General features: G+C 68.7%; 24 protein-coding genes and 4 pseudogenes. 10 read left to right on the top strand and 18 right to left on the bottom strand.

Annotated elements, in window-relative coordinates; genetic code table 11:
• The first annotated feature begins 156 nt into the window (after nt 1-156).
• The 3 genes from LRS10_RS02160 to LRS10_RS02150 all read left to right on the top strand — a co-directional run bounded on the left by LRS10_RS02160 (nt 157) and on the right by LRS10_RS02150 (nt 4,167).
• Entirely contained in the window at nt 157-489 is a 333-nt protein-coding gene (locus LRS10_RS02160; protein WP_257835824.1) for a MerR family DNA-binding protein, read from the top strand.
• Nucleotides 490-611: 122 nt separating this feature from the next.
• Entirely contained in the window at nt 612-1,718 is a 1,107-nt protein-coding gene (locus LRS10_RS02155; protein ID WP_257835823.1) for an IS110 family transposase, read from the top strand.
• Nucleotides 1,719-2,196: 478 nt separating this feature from the next.
• On the top strand, nt 2,197-4,167 hold the full coding sequence (locus tag LRS10_RS02150; RefSeq protein ID WP_257835822.1) for a ParB N-terminal domain-containing protein: 1,971 nt from the start codon (nt 2,197-2,199) through the stop codon (nt 4,165-4,167).
• Nucleotides 4,168-4,224: 57 nt separating this feature from the next.
• On the opposite strand, the gene LRS10_RS02145 is transcribed toward LRS10_RS02150, so the two are convergent.
• From LRS10_RS02145 to LRS10_RS02135, 3 genes are all read right to left on the bottom strand, one after another.
• Complete coding sequence (locus LRS10_RS02145; protein ID WP_257835821.1) at nt 4,225-4,413, bottom strand: hypothetical protein; 189 nt, start codon at nt 4,411-4,413, stop codon at nt 4,225-4,227.
• Between the two features lie 136 nt (nt 4,414-4,549).
• Nucleotides 4,550-5,155, bottom strand: coding sequence for an RES family NAD+ phosphorylase (locus LRS10_RS02140; RefSeq protein ID WP_257835820.1), 606 nt, complete (start codon nt 5,153-5,155; stop codon nt 4,550-4,552).
• The gene (locus LRS10_RS02135) at nt 5,156-6,160 is read right to left on the bottom strand and encodes a DnaB-like helicase N-terminal domain-containing protein (RefSeq protein ID WP_257835819.1); all 1,005 of its coding nucleotides are present in this window, start codon (nt 6,158-6,160) and stop codon (nt 5,156-5,158) included.
• Between the two features lie 423 nt (nt 6,161-6,583).
• On the opposite strand from LRS10_RS02135, the gene LRS10_RS02130 reads away from it, so the two are divergent.
• Both LRS10_RS02130 and LRS10_RS02125 read left to right on the top strand, forming a co-directional pair.
• Nucleotides 6,584-6,895 carry a DUF736 domain-containing protein gene (locus tag LRS10_RS02130; RefSeq protein ID WP_257835818.1) on the top strand — a complete coding sequence of 104 codons (312 nt, stop codon included), beginning with the start codon at nt 6,584-6,586 and terminating at the stop codon, nt 6,893-6,895.
• Nucleotides 6,896-6,966: 71 nt separating this feature from the next.
• Nucleotides 6,967-7,878, top strand: a complete 912-nt coding sequence (locus tag LRS10_RS02125) for an ArdC family protein (RefSeq protein ID WP_257835817.1) — start codon at nt 6,967-6,969, stop codon at nt 7,876-7,878.
• A 17-nt stretch (nt 7,879-7,895) separates the two neighbouring features.
• Here LRS10_RS02125 and LRS10_RS02120 read toward each other — a convergent pair.
• A pseudogene (locus tag LRS10_RS02120) lies at nt 7,896-8,069 on the bottom strand (DUF3703 domain-containing protein); the annotation flags it as partial.
• Between the two features lie 25 nt (nt 8,070-8,094).
• Nucleotides 8,095-8,262: pseudogene (locus LRS10_RS24815) on the bottom strand (DUF3703 domain-containing protein); the annotation flags it as partial.
• A 164-nt stretch (nt 8,263-8,426) separates the two neighbouring features.
• On the opposite strand from LRS10_RS24815, the gene LRS10_RS02115 reads away from it, so the two are divergent.
• On the top strand, nt 8,427-9,779 hold the full coding sequence (locus LRS10_RS02115) for a site-specific integrase (RefSeq protein ID WP_257835816.1): 1,353 nt from the start codon (nt 8,427-8,429) through the stop codon (nt 9,777-9,779).
• A 64-nt stretch (nt 9,780-9,843) separates the two neighbouring features.
• Here the strand turns inward: LRS10_RS02115 and LRS10_RS02110 are convergent.
• The 3 genes and pseudogenes from LRS10_RS02110 to traD all read right to left on the bottom strand — a co-directional run.
• A pseudogene (locus LRS10_RS02110) lies at nt 9,844-11,240 on the bottom strand (TraM recognition domain-containing protein); the annotation flags it as partial.
• Between the two features lie 95 nt (nt 11,241-11,335).
• On the bottom strand, nt 11,336-11,584 hold the full coding sequence (locus LRS10_RS02105; RefSeq protein WP_257835815.1) for a conjugal transfer protein TraD: 249 nt from the start codon (nt 11,582-11,584) through the stop codon (nt 11,336-11,338).
• A gap of 64 nt (nt 11,585-11,648) precedes the next feature.
• A complete protein-coding gene (traD, locus tag LRS10_RS02100; protein ID WP_257835814.1) occupies nt 11,649-11,798 on the bottom strand; it encodes a conjugal transfer protein TraD in 150 nt (49 codons plus the stop codon).
• 300 nt (nt 11,799-12,098) lie between these two features.
• Here traD and traA point away from each other — a divergent pair, with 300 nt between their 5' ends.
• Nucleotides 12,099-14,582, top strand: coding sequence for a Ti-type conjugative transfer relaxase TraA (gene traA, locus LRS10_RS02095; RefSeq protein WP_257835813.1), 2,484 nt, complete (start codon nt 12,099-12,101; stop codon nt 14,580-14,582).
• A 551-nt stretch (nt 14,583-15,133) separates the two neighbouring features.
• Here traA and LRS10_RS02090 read toward each other — a convergent pair.
• A complete protein-coding gene (locus LRS10_RS02090; protein WP_257835812.1) occupies nt 15,134-15,343 on the bottom strand; it encodes a hypothetical protein in 210 nt (69 codons plus the stop codon).
• Nucleotides 15,344-15,518: 175 nt separating this feature from the next.
• Between LRS10_RS02090 and LRS10_RS02085 the strand changes: the two genes are divergently transcribed.
• Together LRS10_RS02085 and LRS10_RS02080 are read left to right on the top strand one after the other, a co-directional pair.
• Entirely contained in the window at nt 15,519-16,118 is a 600-nt protein-coding gene (locus LRS10_RS02085; RefSeq protein WP_257835811.1) for a hypothetical protein, read from the top strand.
• Entirely contained in the window at nt 16,087-16,290 is a 204-nt protein-coding gene (locus LRS10_RS02080) for a hypothetical protein (protein WP_257835810.1), read from the top strand. The genes LRS10_RS02085 and LRS10_RS02080 overlap by 32 nt, the downstream gene beginning before the upstream one ends.
• 2 nt (nt 16,291-16,292) lie before the next feature.
• Here the strand turns inward: LRS10_RS02080 and LRS10_RS02075 are convergent, their stop codons facing one another.
• Entirely contained in the window at nt 16,293-16,568 is a 276-nt protein-coding gene (locus LRS10_RS02075) for a hypothetical protein (RefSeq protein WP_257835809.1), read from the bottom strand.
• Between the two features lie 16 nt (nt 16,569-16,584).
• On the opposite strand from LRS10_RS02075, the gene LRS10_RS02070 reads away from it, so the two are divergent.
• Nucleotides 16,585-17,007, top strand: coding sequence for a hypothetical protein (locus LRS10_RS02070; protein ID WP_257835808.1), 423 nt, complete (start codon nt 16,585-16,587; stop codon nt 17,005-17,007).
• Between the two features lie 444 nt (nt 17,008-17,451).
• On the opposite strand, the gene LRS10_RS02065 is transcribed toward LRS10_RS02070, so the two are convergent.
• The 8 genes and pseudogenes from LRS10_RS02065 to LRS10_RS02035 form a co-directional block, all read right to left on the bottom strand.
• Entirely contained in the window at nt 17,452-18,711 is a 1,260-nt protein-coding gene (locus LRS10_RS02065; RefSeq protein WP_257835807.1) for a three-Cys-motif partner protein TcmP, read from the bottom strand.
• Nucleotides 18,712-18,748: 37 nt separating this feature from the next.
• Nucleotides 18,749-19,525 (bottom strand): DUF5131 family protein, encoded by a 777-nt coding sequence (locus LRS10_RS02060; protein WP_257835806.1) that lies wholly within the window; start codon nt 19,523-19,525, stop codon nt 18,749-18,751.
• A gap of 118 nt (nt 19,526-19,643) precedes the next feature.
• Nucleotides 19,644-20,552, bottom strand: a complete 909-nt coding sequence (locus LRS10_RS02055; RefSeq protein ID WP_257835805.1) for a nucleotidyl transferase AbiEii/AbiGii toxin family protein — start codon at nt 20,550-20,552, stop codon at nt 19,644-19,646.
• The gene (locus LRS10_RS02050) at nt 20,549-21,016 is read right to left on the bottom strand and encodes a type IV toxin-antitoxin system AbiEi family antitoxin (RefSeq protein WP_257835804.1); all 468 of its coding nucleotides are present in this window, start codon (nt 21,014-21,016) and stop codon (nt 20,549-20,551) included. The genes LRS10_RS02055 and LRS10_RS02050 overlap by 4 nt, the downstream gene beginning before the upstream one ends.
• A 40-nt stretch (nt 21,017-21,056) precedes the next feature.
• Nucleotides 21,057-21,161: pseudogene (locus LRS10_RS24810) on the bottom strand (transcriptional regulator); the annotation flags it as partial.
• Between the two features lie 294 nt (nt 21,162-21,455).
• Nucleotides 21,456-22,451, bottom strand: a complete 996-nt coding sequence (locus LRS10_RS02045; protein ID WP_257835803.1) for a hypothetical protein — start codon at nt 22,449-22,451, stop codon at nt 21,456-21,458.
• An 18-nt stretch (nt 22,452-22,469) separates the two neighbouring features.
• Nucleotides 22,470-23,351, bottom strand: coding sequence for a hypothetical protein (locus tag LRS10_RS02040; RefSeq protein ID WP_257835802.1), 882 nt, complete (start codon nt 23,349-23,351; stop codon nt 22,470-22,472).
• The gene (locus LRS10_RS02035) at nt 23,348-23,899 is read right to left on the bottom strand and encodes a hypothetical protein (RefSeq protein ID WP_257835801.1); all 552 of its coding nucleotides are present in this window, start codon (nt 23,897-23,899) and stop codon (nt 23,348-23,350) included. Before LRS10_RS02035 ends, LRS10_RS02040 begins: the two co-directional genes overlap by 4 nt.
• Nucleotides 23,900-24,248 lie beyond the last annotated feature (349 nt).

Raw genomic sequence — 24,248 nt, 5'->3', positions numbered from 1 at the left:
CGCTTCCCTCTAACCGTTGCTACCTCTCCCACCCGTAGCGACTACAGGGTCAAGGCTTAATCACATGCGCGCTTCCCGAGGCCTCACGATCGGGGGGTTGGCGACCGCCAGCGGCGTCAATCTCGAGACCGTCCGTTACTATGAGCGATCGGCCTGATGCCGGCGCCGGACCGCACCGCGGCGGGCCACCGCGTGTACGAGGATCACCATCTGCGACGCCTCGTCTTTGTCCGGCGGGGCCGACAGCTTGGGTTTTCCCTGGATGAGATTCGTGCGCTGCTGGACCTGGCCCAGCCTGGGCGACGCGCGTGCGGTGACGTCAAGAAGCTCGCCGCGATGCACCTGGACGAGGTCCGCGCAAAGATCGCTGATCTTCGCCGGCTGGAGACCATTCTCAGTGACACCATCCGCAAGTGCGACGGACAAGCCGATGCGCCCGCATGTCCGGTTCTCGACCTGCTTGAAGCGGATGCTGTCGCCTCGTCATAGTTCCCATCGCCGCGCCTTTGGCCCGGCGCCCGCTTAGTCCGTATGTCCTTCCCGCCGGCGCTGGACCCGGCTGGCCGTCAGGCGCCGCATCCTGATCCGATGCAGCACCATCGGAGGAAGGCATGGGCACGGTCTACATCGGTCTAGACGTTCATAAGCTCAGCATTGCGGTCAGCATCGCCGAGGAGGGCCGCGACGGCGCGGTGCGCTTTCTCGGCGAGATCCCCAACACGCCGACGGACGTCGGCAAGCTGGCCAGGCGCTTGGCCAAGGACGGCAGCCCGCTGGAGTTCTGCTACGAGGCCGGTGGCTGCGGCTACGTCATCTACCGGCAGCTCATCGAGCTCGGCCACGGCTGCATGGTGGTCGCGCCGTCGCTGATCCCGCGCAAGCCGGGCGACCGGGTGAAGACGGATCGGCGCGACTCCCAGAAGCTGGCCATCCTGCACCGCTCGGGCGACCTGACGCGCGTCTGGGTTCCGGACCCGGTTCACGAGGCCATGCGCGACCTGGTGCGGGCCCGGCTGGCCGCGGTCGGAGCCCTGATGAGAGCCCGCCAGCAGCTCCTGTCGTTCCTGCTGCGACATGGCCGGATCTACCCGAAGGGCAAGCCGTGGACGCAACGCCACCGGGTCTGGCTTGCCGAGCAGGTGTTCGAGCAGCCGGTGCACCAGATCGTCTTCCAGGACTACGTCGAGGCGATCTTCACCGCCCAGGATCGGCGCGACCAGCTCGTCGCCCGGATCGAAGCGTTGCTGCCCACCTGGTCGATGGGGCCGGTGGTGCAGGCGCTGCGCGGCCTGCGGGGCCTGGAGATGATCTCAGCCGTCACCTTTGTGGCCGGCATCGGCGACCTCGGCCGCTTCGAGAGCCCGAGCCAGCTGATGGCTTATCTCGGCCTGGTTCCGTCCGAGCGATCCAGCGGCGATCACGTCTACCGCGGCGGCATCACCAAGACCGGCAACAGCGAGGCCCGACGCATGCTCGTGGAGGCGGCCTGGAGCTACCGCTATCCGCCGCGCGTCGCCGGCGAGAAGGTTGAGGTGCTGGTGCGCCTGCCGAAGCCGGTGCGCGACATCGCCTGGAAGGCGCAGGTCCGGCTCTGCGAGCGGTACCGCAAGCTCACTCGTTCGGGGAAGAGGCCCACCGTGGTGGTGACCGCCATCGCCCGCGAACTGGCGGGCTTCGTCTGGGCGATCGGACAGCAGGTCAAGCCGGCGGCGCCTTGAGCGCGTAGCCCCGCCGGCCTGTTCGGCCGGGGGCGGGGTGGAGGTCAGGGTGATCCTCGAGAGCCCCTTGGGCCAGCCATCGGCTGACGCCCGTGCTTAGTACGAGGCTGCCCGCGACGACACGCGTTCATGCGGTACCCAACCCGCGCATCGTAGTTTGATCGACCGTCGCCTTCGCCATCCCGCCCTCGACCCAACAGGACTCCGACAACCGGAATCTCCGCGCCTGCGGCGCGGAGGGGGGTTCGCACGTCTACCCACTTGCAAAAGGACATCGTAGGGCTCCGCCCTCGGCGCGCTTCGGAGCGGCTTCCGCCCAGCTTCGGTCCCCTCCGCCGGGCGCCACAGGCTGACGGGCCTCCAGGACCCTGCAGCCGGTTCCCCGCGAAGCCGCCCCTCCGCTTGCACACCCGGTCTCGCCGACGGGCAGGGCTGCAGGCGCGGCGTGCGCCTGCAACCCAGGCCCAAGGAGGACCTTATGACCGTCCAGACCGTGATCGAGTCCGGCGCTGTGATCGAAGTGCCCCTCAACAAGCTCAAGAAGTCGCCGAAGAACGCCCGCAAGACCCCGCACGGCGAAGCGGCCATCGCGGCCCTGGCCGCGTCCATTGCCGCCAAGGGCATGCTGCAGGCGCCGGTGGTGGAGCCGGAAGTGGGTGAGGACGGCGCGCCCACCGGCTTCTGGCTGGTGACCATCGGCGAGGGCCGCCGCCTCGCCATGCTGCTCCGCCTCAAGCGCAAGGAGGTCCGCAAGAGCGAGCCCGTCCGCTGTGTGGTCGACACGACCAACGACGCCCACGAGATCAGCCTGGACGAGAACGTCACCCGCACCGAGATGCACCCGGCGGACCAGTTCGAAGCTTTCCGGCGGCTGGCGGCAGAACGCGGTCTTGGCGCCGAGGACATCGGGGCGCGCTTCGGCGTCTCGGCCCAGGTGGTGCGCCAGCGTCTGCGGCTCGGCGCGGTCTCGCCCAAGCTGATGGCGATCTACCGCGAGGGCGGGCTGGCGCTCGATCAGCTGATGGCCTTCGCGGTCAGCGAGGATCATGGGCGGCAGGAGCAGGTCTATGACCAGCTCACCTTCAATCGCTCGCCGGGGGTGATCCGCCGCGCCATGACCGAAGCCAAGGTCCCGGCCAGCGACCGGCGGGCGATCTTCGTGGGGGCCGAGGCTTACGGCGAGGCCGGGGGGACCATCCTGCGCGACCTCTTCACCGAGGACGGCGGCGGCTGGTTCGAGGACGTGCCGCTGCTCGACCGGCTGGTGACTGAGAAGCTGGACGCCATCGCCTCGGAGGTCCAGGCGCAGGAGGGCTGGAAGTGGGCGGCGGCCTCGCTCGACTACCCGCACGGCCACGGGATGCGGCGGGTCTACCCGCACCCGGTGGAGCGCTCGGAGCCGGACAAGGCGCAGATCGACGCTCTCTCCGAGGAATACGACGCCCTGGTGAGCCAGTGGGACGCGGTGGAGGAGCTGCCGCCCGAAGTGGAGGCCCGCTTCAAGGAGATTGATGCCGCCCTGGACGCCTTCGGCGACGGGCCGGCTTACGATCCCGACGAGGTGGCGCGCGGCGGCGTGTTCGTGATCCTCGGCCATGACGGGCAGGCCCGCATCGAGCGAGGGCTGATCCGGCCCGAGGACGAACTGCCGGTGGCGGAGGCCGAAGCCGAAGACAATGCCCAAGGCGAGACGGAACCGGATGGTGACAGCGATGGAACCGCGCCGAAGGAGGCCGAGCCCGAGGAGGATGCGGGCGCGCCCTTGTCGGAACGGCTGTTGCTGGACCTGACCGCCTACCGGACCGTCGGCCTGCGCGACGCCGTGGCGACCGACCCCACCCTGGCGCTGACCGCCCTGGTGCACGCCCTGGCGCTCAAGGCCTTCTATCCGCCTTGCGAGCAGGCGTCGTGCGTGGAGGTGAAGCTGGTCAGCGCCTACCTCGGCGGCCATGCGCCGGGCGTCAGCGACAGCCCAGCTGGACGACGGATCGCCGAACGGCACGAGGCCTGGGCGGCGCGCCTGCCGCGCGAGCCCTCGAAGGCGTGGGACGCCGTGTCGGGCTTCGGGGCGGGCGAGCTGATGGACCTGCTGGCCCATTGCGTGAGCCTCGGGATCAGCGCCGTGCGCAATCCGCTCGACCGCAAGCCGGCGGCCTGGGACCACGTCGAGCGGCTGGCGCGCGCCGCGGGGCTCGACATGACCACCACGTGGGCGCCGACCGCCGAGCGCTACCTTGGCCGCGTGACCAAGGCGCGCATCCTGGAGGCCGTCGCCGAGGCGCGGGGGGCGGAGGTCGCGGAGCGGATCAGCGACCAGAAGAAGACCGAGATGGTGGAGACGGCCGAAGTCCTGCTTTCGGGGACCGGATGGCTGCCGCCGCTGCTGCGCACGACGAAGGCCGAGACGCCGGAGGCGCCGGTGGACTCGCCGGCGATGGCCGCCGAGTAGGCGCTCCTGCTCGGCCAACTCGCCCGCGCGGGTCCGCCTGCGCGGGCTTCCCTCTGCCTAATCTTCCTCTGGAGTTCGAGTTGCGTGAAGATCGCCTTCGAGCTTCCCAACCTCGGCTTCCACGGCGCGCATGTGGAACATGGTGGCTTCGCCGATCAGCCGGCTCCGTTCCGCGAGGTTCTGTGTCTCGGCTGCCTGACGCAGCAGCTCCTCCGCCCTGCGGCGATTGATGTCCCGATCCGGCATCTTCCCGAACGTCGTCTTGTCGACCCAATCCTATGGAACCTCGAACCGTGGTCCTCTGTCCACGGTTTCAGCGCGGCCATTGCCGGGCGACAGACATGCGGCGGTTGTTGGCGGACCAACGGCCGCCGGGCGGCGGTCAGAAGATCGCGACGCCCAGGCGCCGTAGCGTCGCCGCAAGCTGCGCCCTCCGGTCCAGCAGGGCTCCAATTCGTGTGGCAGCGAGCTTGGGCAGCGCCCGCTCGAAGACCGCGAGGTTCGGCTCGCCAGTGAACCGGGACAGGTAGATCAGCCCATCGGGCTGGAGGTCATGCGCGTGGAGCGCCGCAGACCAGAGCTGGCCCAGCCGCCAGTCCGCCGCATGCGCCACGTCCGACGGGATGCCCATGCGCAGCGGCCCGTCGCCGCGCAGGTCCGCCAGCCGCAGCGGCGTCACCACCTCGATCTCCGCGCAAGCCCAGGCCTCGAACTCGGCAAGTTCGATCGGGAGGTCGCCAAGCCGGCCGTCGCCGCGATCCCGCACCAGGGTCTCGGCGACCGTCACATTCACCGATGAGCCGAGATAGACGACGCCGTATCGGTCGGCGGCCTCAGGCGGCGGGCTGAACCGGCTTTTCGCCGACCTTCCGAACCCCAAGGGATCGGGAAAGGTCCGGCGATAGAGCCGCAGCCATTTCGCGCCGGCCGGCTCGTCGTGCAGGACGAGCGAGCGGGTGCGAAATCCCTCCGGCGGTTCGGTCGCCACTCAGCCGAAATCTCCGCGCGCCTGGCTCTCAGCTAGGTCCAGGACCTCTGCGACCTTGCCCCTGCGGAGCTTATCCTTCGGCGCCTCGCCTTCCAGAGCCGGCGACGGCTGCGTCAGGAAGCGGAACACCGCCCAGGGGCTGTCGCCCAGCAGCTCGAACACCGTCGGCAGGCCCGGTAGCAGGCCGCCGTCCCGGGTCACCTGCCAAGCCGGGTAGCGGACGCCGCGCTTCGCGCCCTGCAGCCCCAGGATCTCCCGGCGCTTGAGCTTCTGGCGCACGGTCTCGCGCGTGGCGCCGATCAGCCCGGCGAAGTCGTCGGCGCCCAGCATGTCAGGCGCGGCGAGGACCTCGGCCGCACGGGCCTCGCCGCGGGCGCGCGCGTCGCGGAGGGCGGCTTCGAGCTCATCCTCCGCCGGGGGGCGTCGACGCAGGGCAAGCCCGCCGATCCGCGCGGCGAACGTCGGCACGTCTGTCGTGGATGGCGCGCGATCCACCAGGTCGGCCAGGTAGCGGACGCCGCCTAGCTCTCTGAACGCCGCGTCGTTCGAGAACTGCTCCGCCATCAGGATCGGCTCGGCGAGCTTCCCGCTGCGCCAGGCGTCTTCCATGGCGGCGAACAGCCGCTGGTGGAACGGCTCGTAGAAGTCCACCGCGGTGAGGGCGGGGCCCAGGTGCTCGAACCCGTCATTGTCGTACAGCAGGGCCCCCAGCAGCGCCTGTTCTGCTTCGATGTCGGCGGGGAGCGCGTCCGCCGACAGCGGCTCGACGTCGATGTCCACCTGGGATGAGGGACCTTGCAGCCGGACGGTGAGCTGGGTCGGCCGGCCCGTGCTGTAGGCGGCGCGAACGGCGCGCTCCACCTGCTGCAGCAGAGCGGCGAGGGCTGGGCTTTCCGGGTCCGCCTGGGCGGAGGCGGGCGCAGCACCGCCGAAGCCACCGGTCGCAGCGCTACGCTGAGCGACCCCGGCTGGCGTTCCGGTCTTCTTGGTGACGGCGTGGGTCATGGCGAGCTCCCGGGATGTCAAGGTGGGCAATCTCGTCAACTTCGTCAACCTGCGGTTCGTTCCGGCTCGAACGAGGGACTTGAGCCCGTTCCGTGAGGCCGATGCTTGGCGGCCCCGGCGGCCATACGTCTTCGTCGCGCGAGTCCCGGCCGGACGCGGTCTCTCTCGCTGGCTGATCTGGGCGAAGCCGATCCGGACCTTCAACGCCGACCCGCCGGCTTTCTTCCCCTGAGGCGTTCGCCTCATTCCTCGCGAGGCAAGAAAGCCTCTGGGTCGGGCGCCCTCCGCTGCGCTCCGGCCCTTCGCCACCCCACGCGCGGGCGCGTGGGGACCCGGCAGGGTGAAGGTCCGGCCTGGCTCCGCCCGACCGATCGCCATCGAGACCGCGATGGGCGCGGCTCGCCAGCGAAACGGAGACTTCCCATGGCCACCATCGGCGCCTTCCACAAGCAAGCCGACGGCTCCTACAGCGGGGCCATCAAGACCCTCACCCTCAACGTCAAGCAGGCCCAGTTCCGGGCGGCCGACAAGGACAACGAGAAGGCCCCGGACTTCCGCATCTTCTCCGGCCAGACCGAATTCGGCGCCGCCTGGAAGAAGACCTCTCGGGAGAACCGCGACTACCTCTCGGTCAAGCTCGACGACCCCAGCTTCCCGGCGCCGATCTACGCCAGCCTGGTCGACGCCGAGGACGGCTACAGCCTGATCTGGTCCCGCAGCCGCAGCGCCGACTGACCGCCCCGAGCCGCCGCCCCGCACGGCGGGGCGGCGCCCCATCCCCATCATCCAAGTTCAAGGAGGCCGCCATGTCGCGCGCGCCCAAACACACTCGCCCCGACCTCTACAGCCGCGTCACCCAAGCCATCGTCGAGGACCTGAAGCGTGGCGTCCGCCCCTGGACCAAGCCCTGGTCCGCCGAGCACCTCGCCGGCCGCATCAGCCGCCCGCTCCGCCACTCCGGCGAGCCCTACAGCGGTATCAACGTGGTCCTGCTCTGGGCCGAAGCCGTGGCCCACGGCTACGCCGCGCCGATCTGGATGACCTTCCGCCAGGCGCTGGCGCTCGGCGCCCACATCCGCAAGGGCGAGCACGGCGCGACTGTCGTCTACGCCAACCGGGTCAAGCGCACCGAAGCCGGCGACGACGGCCAGGATGTCGAACGCGAGATCCCCTTCCTGAAGGCCTACACCGTGTTCAACGTCGAACAGATCGAGGGCCTGCCGGCGCATTTCCACGCCCCGGCCGCACCGCAGCCGGAGCCGCAGCAGCGGGTCGAGCATGCCGAGGCCTTCTTCCGGGCCGTGGGCGCCGACATCCGCCACGGCGGCGGCCAAGCCTACTACGCCATTGGTCCAGACTACGTGCAGTGCCCGCCGTTCGAGACCTTCGTGGACCCGGAGGCCTACTACGCGACGCTCGCCCACGAGTGCACGCACTGGACCCGCCACCCGAGCCGCCTCGACCGCGACTTCGGCCGCAAGCGCTGGGGCGACGAGGGCTACGCGCGGGAGGAGCTGGTGGCCGAACTGGGCGCCGCCTTCCTCTGCGCGGACCTCGGCCTGGAGCTCACCCCGCGCGAGGACCACGCCAGCTACATCGACAGCTGGCTGCAGGTGCTTGAAGGCGACCGGCGGTTCGTCTTCACCGCCGCGGCCCACGCCCAGCGCGCGTGCGACTTCCTGCACGCCCGTCAGCCGGCGAACGCCGTCGCCGCCTGAGGCGAGGCCCGGCGCGCTCAGCGCGCGCCGGGCGCTTCGCAGTAGGGGCGCAGGTCATCCGGGATCGGCATCGGCTTCTTGGGCGGCACGTCGGCGCCGCCGGTGTTGCCGTGCGGCAGCCATCCCAGCAGCGACAGCAGCCCGCCGGTCGAAAGGCGCAACACCTGGCCCAGCACCTCGCGTGCGTCGCGGCGGCGCCCAGCCGATCTTCAGCATCAGCCAGTGCGTCCAGCTGTGGGCGTCGAACCACGGCTGGCCCAGGATGTGCGCGCGCTCAGCCAGGCGGAACGCCTCGCGCAGGTCGCCCCGTGCGTATCCCACGCGCGCGGCCGCGGCCTCGCGTTCGTAGGCTTCCCGCCGCGCCGTCGTCTTCAGGTTCGCCATCTCGCCGCCTCCCAATCCGCGGCGAGCGTGCATGCTCTAGCCACTGGAGGATCAAGGCCGTTCTGCGGAGCGCTTGCAACCCTGGCGGTTTACCTCTTGCCGAACGCACCCATCAGGCGATGATGGGACTGGGCAGGGGGCGCGCGACCAGCAGGAGGCGCGCAATGGCCGATGAGGAGCAACACACGCTCCTGGACGGGAAGGTCCATGTCTACCGGCGGGCCAACAGCCGGTACTGGCAGTGCTCGACCTACCTCGGCAGCCGCAACCATCGCCAGTCCACCCGAGAGGAGAACCTCGCGGCGGCCATGGACTTCGCCCGCGACTGGTACATGGACGTCTACACGGAGCATCGGGTCCGCAGTCGCGGCGGCGAGATCGTCGCCGCCGAGGAAGCTCGCTTGCGCCAAGCACGCCTGCCGGCCCCGCGTGGGCGGAGCCACACCTTCAAGGAGGCCGCCGAGGGATTCCTCGCCGAGTACCAGGTCCTGACCTTCGGCGAGCGCAACGCCGTCTATGTGGAGGGCAAGGCCCGACACGTGCGCCTGCGGCTGGAGCCCTTCTTCGGAAGGGCGCCGCTGCACCGCATGACCGCGGGCCGCATCCAGGCCTACCGCGTCAGCCGCATGACCCCGCCGGACGGCGACGCGGCCAAGGCGTGGCGGCCGCCGGCCAAGAGCACCCTGCACCAGGAGTTGGTGACGCTTCGGCAGATCCTGAAGTGGGCGAACCGGCAGGGCTGGATCCATGCCTTGCCGGACATGAGCGCCCCCTACCGCCAGTCCGGCAAGATCTCGCACCGGGCCTGGTTCTCGCCCGAGGAATACAAGCGGCTTTACGAGGCCACGCGGGAGCGGGCCCGGACGCCCAGGAAAGAACGCTGGCGGGCGCAATCGGAGAAGCTGCACGACTACGTTCTGTTCATGGCGAACACCGGCCTCAGGCCCGACGAGGCCTCGCGGCTGCAGTTCAGGGACGTCAGCGTCATCTCCGATACCGGCAGCGGTGAACGCATCCTGCAGATCGAGGTGCGGGGGAAGCGTGGGGTCGGCTTCTGCAAGAGCATGCCGGGCGCGGTGCTGCCCTTCGAGCGGCTGGCCAAGCGCGGCGCGCCGGCCCAGGCCGACCTGATCTTCGGAAAGGTGCAGCGGCAGCTCTTCAACGCCGTCCTGGCGGAGCTCGATCTCAAGCACGACCGGGAGGGCAATGTCCGGACCGCCTACAGCCTGCGGCACACCTACATCTGCCTGCGGCTGATGGAAGGCGCCGACATCTACCAGATCGCGAAGAACTGCCGCACCAGCGTGGAGATGATCGAGAAGTTCTACGCCTCGCACATCGCCGGCACGATCGACGCCGCCGCGGTGAACGTCAGGAAGGCGGCGGCGCGTCCGGCGGCCGGGCCGAGGCGGCCAGGCCCGGCGCCGTCGGCGAAGGCTCCGGCTCCGAAAGCTGCGGCGCGTCGGCCGCCCGCGCGGCGATCCGCATCGCCCGCGTCTGAGGCGTCGCCACCGTGAACAGGCCCTGGAACTCCGGGTCGGCGTAGTAGCGGACCTTCTGCGCCACGACCGGCGCCTCGCCGGGCCGCAGCAGGATTTCCAGCGACGGATGCAGGCGCATCACCTCGTCGGGGGTCATCAGCTCGCGGCGGGCCAGGTGCGTGCTGGTCGACGACCCATGGGTGCTGAAGAACTGGTTTGGGGCGCGCGAGACGGATGTGCCGGACGTCTCATACGCCACGGTGGTGGCGCCCAGCGACTTCGAGATCCACTCGGCGGTGTCGTAGTCGGCGACGTTGAAGACCTGCAGCAGACTGGCGTTGGAGAGGAAGGTGCCGGCGCGCTCGCCATAGGCGCCCACAGCTGATGCATGTCCTGCAGGATCGGCCAGAGCTGGACGCCATAGCCGGCCATCAGGCCGAACGCGCGCTCGATGGGCTCGAGCCGTCCGAGCGTGGCGAACTCGTCCAGCAGGAAGAGCACCGGCGGTCCTTCCTCGGCCGGCGTGCGCGCCAGTTCGCGCAGGCCCTGCGCCACCAGCAGCCGGAGCCACCGGGCGTAGGTGTCGATGCGGTCCGGCGGCAGCACCAGGAACACGGTGCACCAGGAGGTTTTCAGGTCTGAGAAGCGGAAGTCGCTGCCCGCCATGGCGGCGTTCAGCCGGGCGCTGTCGAGGAAGTGGGTGTGCCGCTGCGCCGACGAGAGCACGCCCGCCGCCTCGCGGTCGCTCTTTGACAGGTGGCGGTTGGCGGCGCGGCGGACGAGGCCGCCAGCGCTCGTGCTCTTCTGCATTTCGGCCAGCGTCGCGTCGAACTCGTCGGGGCTGCCGCTTAACAGGTCGCGAACGGTCGCCAGCGTGCGCTCCGGCTTCGGGCGGCTGCAGGCCACGTGCAGCATCAAGCCGGCGATCAGCGCCTTGGCCTCTTCGTTCCAGTGCGCTTCGCCGAGATGCGCCGGCGGATCGTAGACGAGCGCGTCTGCCAGAACGGCGGCGTCTTCGGCGAGGTCCGGGTTATCGGGATCGAGAACGTCCATCGGATTGTAGCGGGCCTGTGGCATGCCCGTGACCCCGAACGGGTCGAGCACATGGACGGGACCGAACTGGCGGCGCCGGTCGTAGGTGACGCCAGTGTTCTCGCCCTTCGGGTCGAGGCAGAAGACAGAGCGATCGCAGGCCAGCAGATTGGGGATGATCGCGCCCACGCCCTTGCCTGACCGGGTGGGCGCGATGGTGAGCAGATGCCCCGGCGCATCGTGGCGTAGGAGCCCGCCGCCGCGCCGGTTTTCGCGGCCAACGATGAGGCCGCGGTCGCGCCGCAGGGTCTGGCGGACGCGCTTGTCCGACGCGAACTGCGCCGAGCCGTGCACGGTGTCGTTCACACGTTCGTAGCGGAGGCGCCAGTTGCCGAAGGCGATGACGCCGCCGAGGAGACTGCCGCAGAAGATCGACACGCGCCGCCAGATGTCGCCGGCCCCCATCACCTCGTCGATGAACCAGCCCGCGAGGCCGCCCGCAATCTGGCCGAGGACCAAGCCCCAGATGACGAAGACGACGCAGAGAATGTAGCGGCCGATCACGGCGACACCGCCGGTGCGTCGGCCGCCGCCTTCTTCGCGTCCTGCTCGGCCTCGAAGGCCCGCTGCCCACGACGGCGCCAGAGCGCTAGCGTGGCCTGGCGGTCGGCCGGAGACAGCGTCTCAGCGAGCGCCAACAGAGCGCCGTAGAGTGTCGCCCGGTCGTCGTCCACGGCATCGGCCAGGCCTGACTTCTGGACCAGGCCGCCGAGTTCGATCAGCCGATGGGTGCGTTCGCGTCTTTCCACGACCCAGCTCCGCGTGTCTGTGCGCGCCCGGTAGGCTTCCGCCCGCCGAACGGCGGCGGCGTTGCTACGGAGCGCCCCGAGCGTGTTCCTCAGATCCGTTGCGCGACGCGCCGCTCCGGCGTGCGCGTTGAAAGAAGGCCGCGCCCTTGCGGCGCCACGCCTCCTTCGCGGACGCGTCTTTCTCTTCGGCGGCGCTGAGCAGGACGCCGGCCAAGGGTCGATGTCGAGGCTGTCGGCGCCGGTGGCGGCGACGAGCTCGCCGAGCTGGGTGATCTTCCGCGCCTTCAGGCCCTTCGCCTTGTCAGCCAGAGCCTTCAGTTCGGCGTCGATGTCGCGAGGTTTGCGCATGCAGGTACGCTCCTTCAAGCGGATGCGCCCCCGACAACATGCTAGCTCAGGTTGAGTTCGTCCGCCAAGTGGGCGATGCTGCAATGCCCCGCCAGTCACGAACGGCCGCAGGTCTGAGTGCGCGCTTATACGTCGTGACCGACGTCGGCTGCGGAGTGACGCCGTCATGGCGATCTATCACTTCTCGGCGAAGGTGATCAGCCGCGCCAACGGCTCCAGCGCGGTGGCCGCCGCTGCGTACCGTTCGGCGTCGCGCCTGAACGACGAGCGGCTCGCCCGCCCGCACGACTTCAGCAACAAGGCCGGCGTCGTCCATTCCGAGGTCATGCTGCCGGACGGCGCACCGGAGCAGTGGCGCGATCGCGAAACGCTCTGGAACGCGGTCGAGGCCGGCGAAGCGCGCAAGGATGCGCAGCTCGCCCGCGAGGTCGAGTTCGCCATTCCCCGCGAGATGAATCAGGCCGAAGGCGTGCGCCTGGCGCGTGACTTCGTGCAGCGCGAGTTCGTCGATCGCGGCATGGTCGCCGACCTCAATGTGCATTGGGACATGGCGGAGGACGGCACGCCCAAGCCGCACGCCCACGTCATGCTCTCGATGCGCCAGGTGGAAGGCGACGGGTTTGGGCAGAAGGCGCGGGACTGGAACCGCACCGAGCTGCTCTCGCACTGGCGCGAGGCCTGGGCCGAGCATGTGAATGCGCGCCTCGCCGAACTCGACATTGACGCCGCCATCGATCACCGCAGCCTGAAGGACCAGGGGATCGACCTCGAGCCGCAGAACAAGATCGGCGCCGCCGCGTCCGGCCGTGGGGACCGCGGCGAGGCGGCGGAGCGGCTCGCCGAGCATCGCGAGATCGCGCGTCGCAACGGCGAGGTCCTGGCGGCGAACCCGTCGGTCGGGCTGAACGCCATCACCCGCCAGCAGAGCACCTTCACCGACCACGACCTGATGCGCTTCGCGCACCGGCACACGGATGACGCCGAGCAGTTCCAGCGCGCGCTTTCGGCGATGCGGACGTCGCCGGAGATAGTGGCCCTCGGCAAGGACGGCGGGGGTCGCGAGCGTTTCACCACGCGGGAGATGCTAGCTGTCGAACAGCGGCTGGAAGACGCCGCCGAACGGCTCGCCACCCGCAAGGATCTTGCGGTCCGCCCGCAAGAAGATGGCGGGCGCGCCGCCACCCTCGGGCGGGAGCAGTCCGAGGCCTTGGCGCATGTCACCGGCGGCGGCGATCTCTCGCTGGTCGTCGGCTACGCCGGCTCCGGCAAGAGCGCCATGCTCGGCGCGGCGCGCGAGGCGTGGGAAGCCGACGGCCTGAACGTCCGCGGCGCGGCGCTCTCTGGCATCGCGGCCGAGAGCCTGGAAGGCAGCTCCGGCATCAGGTCGCGAACGCTTGCCAGCCTCGAACACAGCTGGGCGAACGACCGGGACCGGCTGGGCCCGAACGACGTGCTGGTGATCGACGAAGCCGGCATGGTGGGTTCCCGGCAGATGGAGCGCGTGCTCGGGCATGCGGAGCAGGCGGGCGCCAAGGTCGTCCTGGTCGGCGACGTCGAGCAGTTGCAGGCTATTGAGGCCGGCGCGGCCTTCCGCGCACTGGCCGAACGGCATGGCGCCGCGGAGATCACGGAGGTCCGCCGGCAGACTGCTGATTGGCAGCGGCAGGCGACGCGGGAGTTCGCCACGGGCCGGACCTCGCAGGCGCTTGATCGCTACGCGGCGCAAGGGTCGGTGGTCGAGCACGCCACGCGAGCTGATGCGCGCGCCGGCCTCGTCGAGCAGTGGAATGAGGCGCGGCTCGCCAACCCAGCGGACCGACAGATCATGCTGGCGCACACCCGGACCGACGTCGCCGAACTGAACGGTCTCGCGCGGCAGCGGCTCAGGGACAGCGGCCGCCTCGGCGAAGACCAGGTCGTGCAAACAGAGCGCGGCGAGCGGGCGTTCGCCGCTGGCGACCGGATCATGTTCCTGCGCAACGAGCGCTCCCTTGGCGTGAAGAACGGCTCCCTCGGCGTGGTCGAGCGCGTGGAGGGCAGCACGATTTCGGTGCGTCTCGACGGGCCGGGCGCACGCCAGGTCGCCTTCTCGACGCATGAATACGCCCACGTCGATCACGGCTACGCCGCCACCATCCACAAGAGCCAGGGCGTCACCGTCGACCGGACGCACCTGTTGGCGACGAGCGGCCTCGATCGACACGCCACCTACGTCGGGATGACGCGGCATCGCTCCGAGGCGACGCTGCACTATGCACGTGAAGACTTCCGCAGCCGCTCGGAGCTGGCGGCGACGCTCAGCCGCGAGCGGCCCAAGGACACCACGCTCGACTACAGCGACGGCTTCGCGGCGCGTCGCGGCGTCAGCGGCACGGATCCGATCACGCGGCGCGCCGACCGGTTCATCGCCGATTGGACTGACGCAAAGAGCCGATCGGCAAAGGCCGGTGGCGACATTTTCGCTCGCCGGGCTGTCGAGCGCGACTTCCATCGCCTCGCGACGCAGCTGCATCGGGATCCTGAGCTGCGGCAGGCGCTGGCGCGTCGGCGGAGCGAACTTGGCATCGACCGGAGCGGACCGCAGCGCGGGCTGGCTGACGAACTGGCCCGGTCGGTCGGGCGCGAGCGGGGATTGGATCGGGGTCGCTGAGCACGGCTAGGCAGACGGCCACTGGCATTTATGGCCGGGAGGGACATTGAACAAGTCCTTCAGCTACTCGACCGCGGCGCGCCATGGCGCGCCGCGTTCGCCGAGGGCCTAGGCGGTCGACCCTGCGGCCAGCTAGCTTGGGGCATGTCGCAGGAACTGACATCGGATGAGCTGGGCGAAGCCGGCGAGACCCTCTTCGCCCATCTGTGCGTCCGCGCCGGCCTGACTTGCAACAAGAGCAACCGGGACCGAACGGGCTGGGACTTTGTCGTCGAGTTCCCGATGTCGGGCCCCGACACCGGCCCCTCGACGCGCGATTGCCGACCGCCTGCCTCGCGCAGCTGAAATCCACGGCGCGAGGCGGCCCGGTGAAGCTGAGCCTCTCAGCCGTTGAGCGATTGGCCAAGGACCCTCGTCCCTCCTTCGTCGTCGTGCTTCGCCTGACCCCCGACGGCGAAGCACGCACCGGCTACCTCATCCACCTGCTGGGCCCCGCCCTTGAACGGGTCCTGCATCGGCTGCGGACCGCCCACGCTCAAGGTCGATCCGACCTAAACAATCTCACCCTGACCTTCGACCCTGCCAAATTCGGCGTGCGGTTCGCCCCGTCGCCCGAAGGCCTCGCCGAGGCGTTGCGGCGCGCCTGCGGGGAGGACCGGGCGGCCTACGGGATCGAAAAGCAGCGCCAGCTCGAAGAGCTTGGCTACGAAGACGGCGGCCTTGAGGCCGAAGCGCTGTTCTGGGTCGAAAGCGCCGATCACCTCAGTGACGTCGTCCTCGGTCTTCGGCCGCTCAAGCCGGAGCAGCTACGGGCCTTCGACACGCGGTTCGGCATTCGGCTGCCTTATGTGGGCGCGGTGCTGGACGGTCTCGAGGAGTTGCGCATCGAACCGCCGAGCGTCGGCCGCTGCACGGTGTCCATTCGAGGGGGCGGGCTTGTCGCCGGCCGCAGTGTTCGACACGGAGATGCTCGCCGGCTTGCCGGCGTCGGCGGGCGAAGGAACCTGGCTGCTCATCCGCCATCCCGATTTCACGCTGAAGCTGAGCGCCGGCGCCGCCACCTTCAACACGACGGCCAGCTTCGACTCGACGCCTCGGACCTTGCGCGCCTGGATCCAGTTGCTCCGCGGCCTTGGCTATCTGGCGCGCGGCGACGGCGTGATCGTCCTGACGCCGTCGATGTCCGTAGCGGCGGCCGTCACCCTGCCGATGAGCTCAAGGCTAGACGGTCCCTATCTCCAGCTGCTCCCGGCCTGGAGCCGCGCCCTGGAAGCCTGGGAGCGGCTCTTGGCCTTGGCCGGCGTACCGCCCGGCGGCGCCTTTTCGCTGCAGGACCTATGGGAGGCGCGCGGCGTGGCCCTGGCGGCCGACCTCTCCAGCGACGCCCCCCACCGCCTGGTTCGCCTTCGACAGACGCGACATCGGCGAGCCGGCCGAGCCCGTGAACGCCATCTACATCAACACGGCCAGCCTGGCCGGAGCGTCGGTCAGCTACGCGCTCAATGTGACGCTCAAGGCCGCCGCGGACCACACTGAGGAGTATCGGTCGACGAGCTTCGATCCGCTCGACGTGCGCCCGGCGGTGGCGGACCTGCAGGACTACGCCGAGGACCTCGCCGCGCGGCACGGCCTGCACGTGGTGATCAACCCGGAAAACCTCGTGGAGCTCGACGCCTCCGCACTCGCCGGCTCCGCGATCGAGGGCTGACGTCAGGCCCTGGCCGCGCTGTCCTTGGGCGTGCGGTCGGCGTGCGGCAGGACGCCTAGCCAGTCGACCGCATCGCCGACATCCGACATCACCCGACAAACGAAGGCGGTGTCGAGCCCAACCGGCGGAAGCGTGAGCAGCTTGCAGAGCTTGTGATCGGTGAAGAAGGCGTCGCAATAGCCCACGGCGGCGGCCGCGTGATCGAAATCCGGCAGGTCGTTGGGCTTGAACTTCCGGCCCTTGTTGGCGCGCACGGCGGCATGCAGCGTCGCCAGCACATGCGCCGTCCGGAGGGTGCGCCGAGGTTCGGGGGGCCTTCAGCATGGCCACCAGCAGGTTCTTGAGCATGTTAACCTGGCCCGGCCGGTCGGCCGGCAGCGGCCCGGCGATCCCTTCCTTCGCGGCCATGCCGGCCATGACGTCGAGCGCCACGTCGCCCAGCAGATCGACGACGCCGCGCACCTCTTCCTCATAGGCCGCCGAGAAGCCGTCGATGGTGTGCGCATGCGCCGCCACGCCGTCGTTCAGGGTTTGGGCCAGCGCGACGTGGTCGATGTCGAAGGCGTCGGCGTCCACGCCGGCCAGGTGGTCGACGATTTCGACCAGCGGCCGGTCCCACATGTGATCCAGAAACGCCTTCTGCAGGGCAAGTTCGGTCGCGGCGTCGAAAGGCGTCTTCGACGGATGCACGAACCCCATCACGTAGCTGAGCTTTGACCAGACCAGGTCGTCCAGCGGATGCACGTGGCCCGGATAGCGCACGGCGTGGAAGAAGTGGGCGATCTCGGTCGCGATGCGCGTCTGGGCCGGGATCAAGGTGGCGCGGGCGCTCCACGCATCGACCAACTCCGCCGTCGCGCGGCGCGACGTGCGGTCGGACTGCTTCATCAGTTCGAGGAACACCGTCTCGCTGATCGGGCAGAACACCTCGCGCGCGGCGACCCGTGCGGCCAGGCGGTCGACGAACGCGACATCGACGGCCTCGGTCCGGACGCCCCGGACGACGTCCCGCGCAATGAGCCAGAACTTGGTGTCGAGATAGACCCGGGTCGGCGGCAGGGCTTGGGCCAGTTCGATCTGGCGGGCCTTGGTATGGGCCTCGATCGTGATCTCGGGATGGGCCAGATGATGCGCGAGGGTGTTCAGGCTGGCTGCCGTCGTTCAGTGGTCGCCCGACGGCCCTTCCGATTTGATGAAGAGGGGGAAGAAGGTGCGCTGATTCTTCAGGCGCAGCGTGTCGCCGATGGTGATCGTGTTCGGCTTGCGCCGCTCGCCGCCGGTGGGTGTGATGATCTCAAGCTCGTCGCTCTCGATCATAGCCGCGTGGATGTCGTCGGTATGCGCCGGGGTCGCATTGTAGATCGACTCGTAGAACTCCCCGACGTTCATCACGTCGCCGGCACCCGCCACGAGGCGTGGGATGTCCGCCAGGAGTTCGGTCCTGGCGCCGCCGCGGCCGCCGGTGTCGAAGAGATAGAGCGCGCCGTCGCGCGCCGGGTCGTACGCCAGCATGTTCAGGCCGGAGCGGCCGAAATGCGCCTGCTCGCTGCTATTGGCGTGCAGCACGTCGTTGTAGACCTGCCGCGCCCGGTAGTTGTTGGCGAAGTGAACGAGCCAGTAGCGCCAACCCTCGGGATTGTGGATCGAGAACGGGCTCACGAACGGCGCACAGCCCTTGAACGTCTCGAAAACCACCCGTTCGGCCGCGCCCAACCAGACGTGGTTGCTGACCGGCCCCGAGAAGCCCTGGAAGTCCGCCGCGGAGAGCCCCAGCGGCCGCACCTGTGTTTCCAGCAGCGCCGGATCGGTCCGACTCAGGAAGGCCAGCAGCGACTCGATGGCGAAGGTGTAGAAGATCTCGGCCGACGGCGTGGCTCGCATGATGTTGACCAGCGTTCCCCGCTCGACGGCGGAATGACCGCACTGGTCAAGGTTGAACAGGACGTTTCGGTAGCGGCCTTCGGCGACGAGATCCCGGATGGCCGGATAGGCCGCCTCGAAATCCTCGGACATGTAGCCGACCTGCAAGTGCAGCTTCGGGCAGGTCTCCTTGGCGGCGGCCACGACGGGCGCGCAGTGCGCCTTAAGCAGTTCGGTGACGTCCCGCTTCGCGTCGTTGAAGATCAGCAGGCACTCGATCTCGACCGGACCGAGCCCCTGCACGGCGCGCTGTAGGTTCACGGCCTCGAGCGCGCGCTGCAGCTCCTCGATGAAGATGATCGGGGAGCCGGGGCTGCCGCACCGATACCGCCCCGCGCCCGAGAAGCCGTCCACGACCGCAAGCCGGAACTTAGTCTGCAGCGGGATCTGACAGCGCACCGTGATGTAACGGAAGAAATACTCCCGCAGGATCTTGTGCTTCCGCTCGGTGTGATCGTCGAGCGGCGCGCCGTCCGCCCACGCATAAGCCTTGGTGACCACCTATCGCTCCCGGCGCCGCCGCGCCGCGTCTATGCGCTCAAAGGTCCGCGGTGACCGGCATCTCGTTCCAGGTCCGCCCCCGGTACTCGCGGCCATTGGCCTTCTTCGAGCGCCGCTTGTTGTCCTTCCCCCAAGTTCCCCACTGCTTGAAGAAGAAAGCTGTACCATAGTCGCCGCACTGTTCGTAGATTTCGTCAATCCACGCCTCGCGGATCGGACGGGCCGCGCGGCCGCTTTCGCCGCCAACAATCGCCCAGTGGATTCCGGTCAGATCGAGCTCGCCCACCGCGCCGATCAGCGGCTCGAACGAGATGAAGCGGATGGCGGCCGGCGCGCGCCGAAGGTGATCGATGCGTCCCCGCGCCGGGGCGTCCTCGACGCTCGTCCCGAGCCAGACGTTGGGCAAGACATCGGGAACGCGACGCGCGACGACCTCCGCCATCCGCTCCGGCCGCTTCGTGAGGATCTGGTAGTTGTGGTGCGGCGTATCGCGCATCACGCGCCAGACCGACAGGATGAAGTCGTCGCTGACCGCCTCGTGGAAGAGGTCGCTCATTGAATTGACGAAGATCTTACGCGGCTTCTTCCAGGTGTAGGGAATCTCCAGCGCGGCCGCATCTTCCCGCACCACGCCGTTCCAGATCGTACGGCCGCCACTGCGACGCGTCAGGCCCTGGTACTTCGGGGCGCCCATGGCTTCGAGCCGGCGCGCCATCTCCATGGCGTAGCAGTTGGTGCAGCCGGCCGTGATGATGGAGCAGCCAGCCACTGGGTTCCAGGTGGCGTCGGTCCATTCGATCTGCGTTTCCGCCATGCGGTGTCCTTACTCGGCGTCGGGGAGCGCCTGCGGCGGAGCCCCGCGCGCTCGCGCGCCAGGCGACTATGGCTAACGATACTTTACCAACCGTTGCGCTGGTCGGCCGGCCGGCACTTCACGTTGTCCAACCGCCGCCGGCGGGCCAGTGGGCCCCGAACGGCTCACCCTTGGAGGCGCTGAGCGTCGGCGGCATCACGAGTTCAACGATTTGGGCCTGAATCTCCGGAAAGGGCTCGGGCGCGAGCGAGATTTCGGTCCGCTTCAGGAACGCCGTCCACTGGGCCTGCTTGGCGTCCGCGAAGGCCGCCGTCAGCGCCAGGGGCGGCTCCGTGGGCAGCGGCGTCTCGCGGCGCGCGAAGGTGGCGGCGATGGCGTCGGCCAGAACCGTGCCTTCGAAGGCGAAGGTGTTGGCGATGGCCCACAGATCGAAGAAGTCCTTCATCCGCGAATTGACCATGCCAAGCGCCGTCATGGCCTGGAACTTCTCGGCCACCACCGTCTCCGGCGGGTAGGCGCGAAGCTTCGGCGGCGGCAGGTCGAGCAGGGACGGATACTCGATGTCCTGGGCGCCCGGGGTGATCGCGTCGCCGAAGCCGATGTCCACATGGATCGGTAGTCGCGCGCCCGCGAGCTCGGCCTGGAAGTCGAGGCGAACCCCGGCGTACTCGTCCTCGGCGCGCGCGGCCGCCGCGACCACGGTGTCCGGCTTGAAGACGATCCCGTCGTCCGCCGCGATGGCCATGACTTCCCGGAAGAGGCCGGCGACCTGGTCGGGGTCGTTGTTGCCGAAGCCCAGGAGGTCCAGGTCGCCGGTGGCCCGGTAGGGCGTGGGCGCCCAGAGGCTGAAGAGCATGGCGCCCTTCAGCACGAAGAGCTGCCGGTAGGGCGAGACGCTGAGGCGCCACAGGAGCCGCTCGATGACGTAGCGGGTCATCAGCAGCTGGGCGTTCTCCTTGCGCTCGCGGGCCCGGTTGGTCAGGCGGGCGCGCGCGGAGACGGCCATGTCCTTGGGCTTGTCGTTCACGTCAGCGCCTCGAGGTAGGGGCGCATCACGGTCTGGACGCGATCGATCTCGGCGAAGCGCCAGAGCTCGGCGATGGGCGGCTTGCGATCGGCGCGCCGCACGAGGTCGCGCAGCGCCTCCACGGCCACATCGAGACCGATCTTGTTGCGGTACTTGAAGCAGTCGACGACCGTCTTCGCGGGCGAGGTGATCGGCACCGGCACCTGGTCGATCTCGTGGCGCTCGACGCCCTCGCTGAGCGCGCGGCCGCTGGCGCGGATCACCCGGATCTGCACCGGCGCGCTGGTGGGCGCCCAGTCCTTGGGGCCGAGCAGCATCCAGACCGCATGGGGCGTCTGGGTCGTAAGGTCGTGGAACTGCAGGGCCGAGAGCAGGCCGATCACGCCGCGGGGCTGGATCCGCACGGCCTCGGCCAGGCTGGAGGCCGCGTCCGAGGGGGGAGTCGGCCAGGCGATAGAGTCCACGTCCCACTTGCATCAGCACGCCGTCTTCGGTGAGGCGTTTGAGATACATGCGCGGCACGCCGGCTGCATCGAAGTCCGATCCCCGGGCGATCCCTTGCGCGCGGGCGACTTCGATGGCGCGTTGACGGTGGCCTCTCGGTTCCATGGAGATGTTATAAATCCTCGGATAATGTTCGCAAAGTCCTAGGTTTCGTAACAGTCCTGGCCATGCAAGTCTGACCTTGCGAGCCCGCTTAGGCCGCATCGTCCCAAGTTCACGCCCACGATGATGATCTTCATCGTTTTCTTCCTCTTCCTCTCGCTCTTCCTCTTCCTCTCGCTCTTCCTCTTCTTCGTGAGCTGACCTCCAAGCGTGTCGCTCAGGGCTAGGCGAACCCTACGCATGCTTGCGCGAGGGAGCTTCGGAGTTGGGCAGGCTGCCGCACAAGGCGCGCTCGGGCTAGACCGACAGGGCGCGGCCCTCCTTAGGCGGCTCCGGGATCAAGTCAGATTCGGTCCAGAGTTCGCGGACCATCGACTGTGCTCCGAGGTAATCGATCGAAATCAGGGTCTTTCGCAGGCGCATGCCGCGATCAGCGAACCAATCCAACAGCACTTGGGCCTTGAGCGGCAGATCGGGCCCCACAACCCGCCGCTCCTCGACCGCCCAATTCGCCTCCGAGGGCAGACCAGCGCGAGCGTCGGAGAGCAGCCCGGCCATGAGGTCGGCGACGCTGCACAAATCCTCGAAGTGCCGACGCGCGGAGTCCTGAGCCGTCGTGTTGAGGGCGAAGATGCCCATCGGTTGATCGAGGTACATCGATGACAATCGACCTGCGGCGAGCAGGGCGTCGTCATGCCGCTTATCGTTGGCGACAAATTCGTCCTGATCCGTAAGCCAGGTCACGTGCGCTCCAGCAGGCGCCCAGACGGACAGCAGCAGCGCAAGGAAGTGCGCCTTGCGCATGAGGGCCTCCAAGGCCCGCGGATTCCAGGAGCATTGCAGCTGGAACACCCGGCGTAGCTCGTCGGCCATGCCAGGCTGGGTCGACAGCCATTTCTGGCGCTTGTCCACGGCGATGGCTACGAGGTGCCCATCGAGGTCGGCAGCCGCGCTCAAGAAGGCCGGGAGGGCGGCCTGGCGCACTCCGTCGCCAAGCTTCTTATAGGCCATCGTTCGGTCGCCAAGCGTCTCATGACGAAGGGCGGCCATGCGCGTCGTCCAGTCTTCGAGGCCCGTGGCGACGACGAGGTAGACATAGAGGATGTGGGTCGCAGACTTGTGCTCGCCGCCGAAATCGGAAGCCACAACGAGCTGCCGCACTGGCGCGGGCCCCCGCTCCTTGGGCGCCAAGATGCGCTGAATGGAAAGGCCCCACGGCCATAGGCGTTTCAGCCTGACATTCTTGGCCGTGATTAACTTCCAGCGGTCATAGCGCGTGAGGTCCGGCAGCATGCGTTCAGACCTGACCGTTCACGGCAAGGAGGCCCCGGCGTTCTCAAGGCGCGCCAGCTGCTCCTCGGAATAGCCGTGCAAACGAGCTCCGCGCCAGTCAGCCGGCGGCGGACGCTCTAGCTCAATATCAAGGTGCGGCCGCCGGACGCCGGGGCGGGGCGCGCAACAGGTCTCGTAGAGCCCGCCGCCGCCGCAGGGACAGGGGCCGCTGGGCGGAACATGAGCGAAAAGCCTGTGGGGATGGTACGCGAAAGTCCAATGGGCGCGCCAATGCGCAAAAGGCTCGCCAACCATCTCCACGACGCTGCCGACGAGCGTGTAGCGATCGGGATTGTCCACGTCGGCAAACAGCACCGAGTACTTTTGCACTGGCTTGAGGACGACGGAGACCTCCCGCAGCTCCACCTCTTCCAATCGACGTGCGCAGAAGCGGCCAGCGTACACACGGCCCGGTCGATGCCCGCAGTGGATGTCGATGGTGTTCGCCGCGCCGCAGATTGAGCAGGTCGCGCGCCGCACCCGCATCCCCGGACTGATAAAGACCCCGTAGGGAAAGAGCTCCTGCCAGGCGGCAATACGGCTCACGAGACCAGGGACGTCGAACCGCGACGGATCGTAGAAGCGGTTGGTAAGGAGCGCCTTTAGCCCGATCTCTACCTGCTCCAGTTGGCACCACGCGGGATAATAGCGCCGATCGCGCATTTCCTCGAAGGCCGCCACATAGGCCCTTACCATTGCGACGTACTGGCGAAGAAACCACAGGCGGTTCTTGGCCTCGTCTGTCGGCGCGTCATCGATCTCCATCGCGAGGACCTGATCGGCGAGCGCTTGCCATGCCAGCCCATGCGGCGCTGCCGCGCGCGCGGTCAGACTCTCGGCCATCTCGTCGATGGCCGTCACTTGCGTGCCGCCCCTTTTGCTTCGGTCAGATAGTGGCCGCATCGCTCGATCTGCTTGAGCACGACCTCAGGAATGGCGTCGGGAGGTCCCTTGTAGGTCACCGACAAGCACCGGTGGTTCTCTCCCTCGACGATCAAATCCATCTCTATGGTGTCGCCCACCTCGAAGCCGGGCAGGAGCTCTGCCACTTTGTCCGAGAGGAGATTGACCAGCAGCGGGACCAGGACAAAGCCGATCAATAGCTTGGGGAGCCGCCATTCACGCGAATGCAGCACCAGCTCGGCGTAGTCCTCCGGACGGGTCGGGATGGCGATCGTCAGGTCGGGACCGAAAGCCTCGCGCAGCATTTGCACGAACTCCGGCGCGGCGGTCGGATAATGAATCTTGTCGCCCTCGGCGTCCTCCCAGGGCAACACTACGATCGGCGCCGCGGCGACCGCGCCGCGCCGGTGCTGGTCGACCCAACTTCTGGAGAGCCAATAGGCGCGATCGCGTCCGGTCTCGGCGACGCGGGCTTCCATAAAGGTCTCGACGAGCTTTTCTTCCATGCCTCGACCTTAGCGTGAGTCCTGATCGCCAGACGTTGGATGGTGCCTTCGCACGAGCGTCGCCGCTCGACTTCGTGGCGATGGCCAGACGGAGGTCAGCGGCCCCGATTGCGCCGCTGCGTCAGAGCCGATGCCGCAGCCCGCTTCTGTGCCGCTGAGGCGCTCGGATTGCTCAACACCTTGCCGGCGGCGCTCGCGGCGGCCCGGCTTGTCTCCTCGAGCTGGCTGGCGCGCTGCGTAAGGGTGGAGGCCGCTGCGCTCTTCGCGGCGGCGGACGCCTTTGGATCACGCAGAACTTTGCCGGCGGCGCTTGCCGCGGCTTTGCCGGACGCTTCTCGATTTCCCATGA

The organism is Phenylobacterium sp. J426, assembly GCF_024699945.1.
Lineage (GTDB): Bacteria > Pseudomonadota > Alphaproteobacteria > Caulobacterales > Caulobacteraceae > Phenylobacterium.
Note: the sequence above shows the minus strand (reverse complement) of the source record. Positions and strands in the feature narration are given on the sequence as shown.

Bases quoted from the DNA above. Each gene is read 5' to 3' on its own strand.
- LRS10_RS02130 (WP_257835818.1), top strand. From the start codon at position 6,584: ATGGCCACCATCGGCGCCTTCCACAAGCAAGCCGACGGCTCCTACAGC.
- LRS10_RS02115 (WP_257835816.1), top strand. From the start codon at position 8,427: ATGGCCGATGAGGAGCAACACACGCTCCTGGACGGGAAGGTCCATGTC.
- LRS10_RS02160 (WP_257835824.1), top strand. From the start codon at position 157: ATGCCGGCGCCGGACCGCACCGCGGCGGGCCACCGCGTGTACGAGGAT.
- LRS10_RS02145 (WP_257835821.1), bottom strand. From the start codon at position 4,413: ATGCCGGATCGGGACATCAATCGCCGCAGGGCGGAGGAGCTGCTGCGT.
- LRS10_RS02045 (WP_257835803.1), bottom strand. From the start codon at position 22,451: ATGCTGCCGGACCTCACGCGCTATGACCGCTGGAAGTTAATCACGGCC.
- LRS10_RS02125 (WP_257835817.1), top strand. From the start codon at position 6,967: ATGTCGCGCGCGCCCAAACACACTCGCCCCGACCTCTACAGCCGCGTC.
- LRS10_RS02060 (WP_257835806.1), bottom strand. From the start codon at position 19,525: ATGGCGGAAACGCAGATCGAATGGACCGACGCCACCTGGAACCCAGTG.
- LRS10_RS02035 (WP_257835801.1), bottom strand. From the start codon at position 23,899: ATGGAAGAAAAGCTCGTCGAGACCTTTATGGAAGCCCGCGTCGCCGAG.
- LRS10_RS02155 (WP_257835823.1), top strand. From the start codon at position 612: ATGGGCACGGTCTACATCGGTCTAGACGTTCATAAGCTCAGCATTGCG.
- traA (WP_257835813.1), top strand. From the start codon at position 12,099: ATGGCGATCTATCACTTCTCGGCGAAGGTGATCAGCCGCGCCAACGGC.
- LRS10_RS02150 (WP_257835822.1), top strand. From the start codon at position 2,197: ATGACCGTCCAGACCGTGATCGAGTCCGGCGCTGTGATCGAAGTGCCC.
- LRS10_RS02135 (WP_257835819.1), bottom strand. From the start codon at position 6,160: ATGACCCACGCCGTCACCAAGAAGACCGGAACGCCAGCCGGGGTCGCT.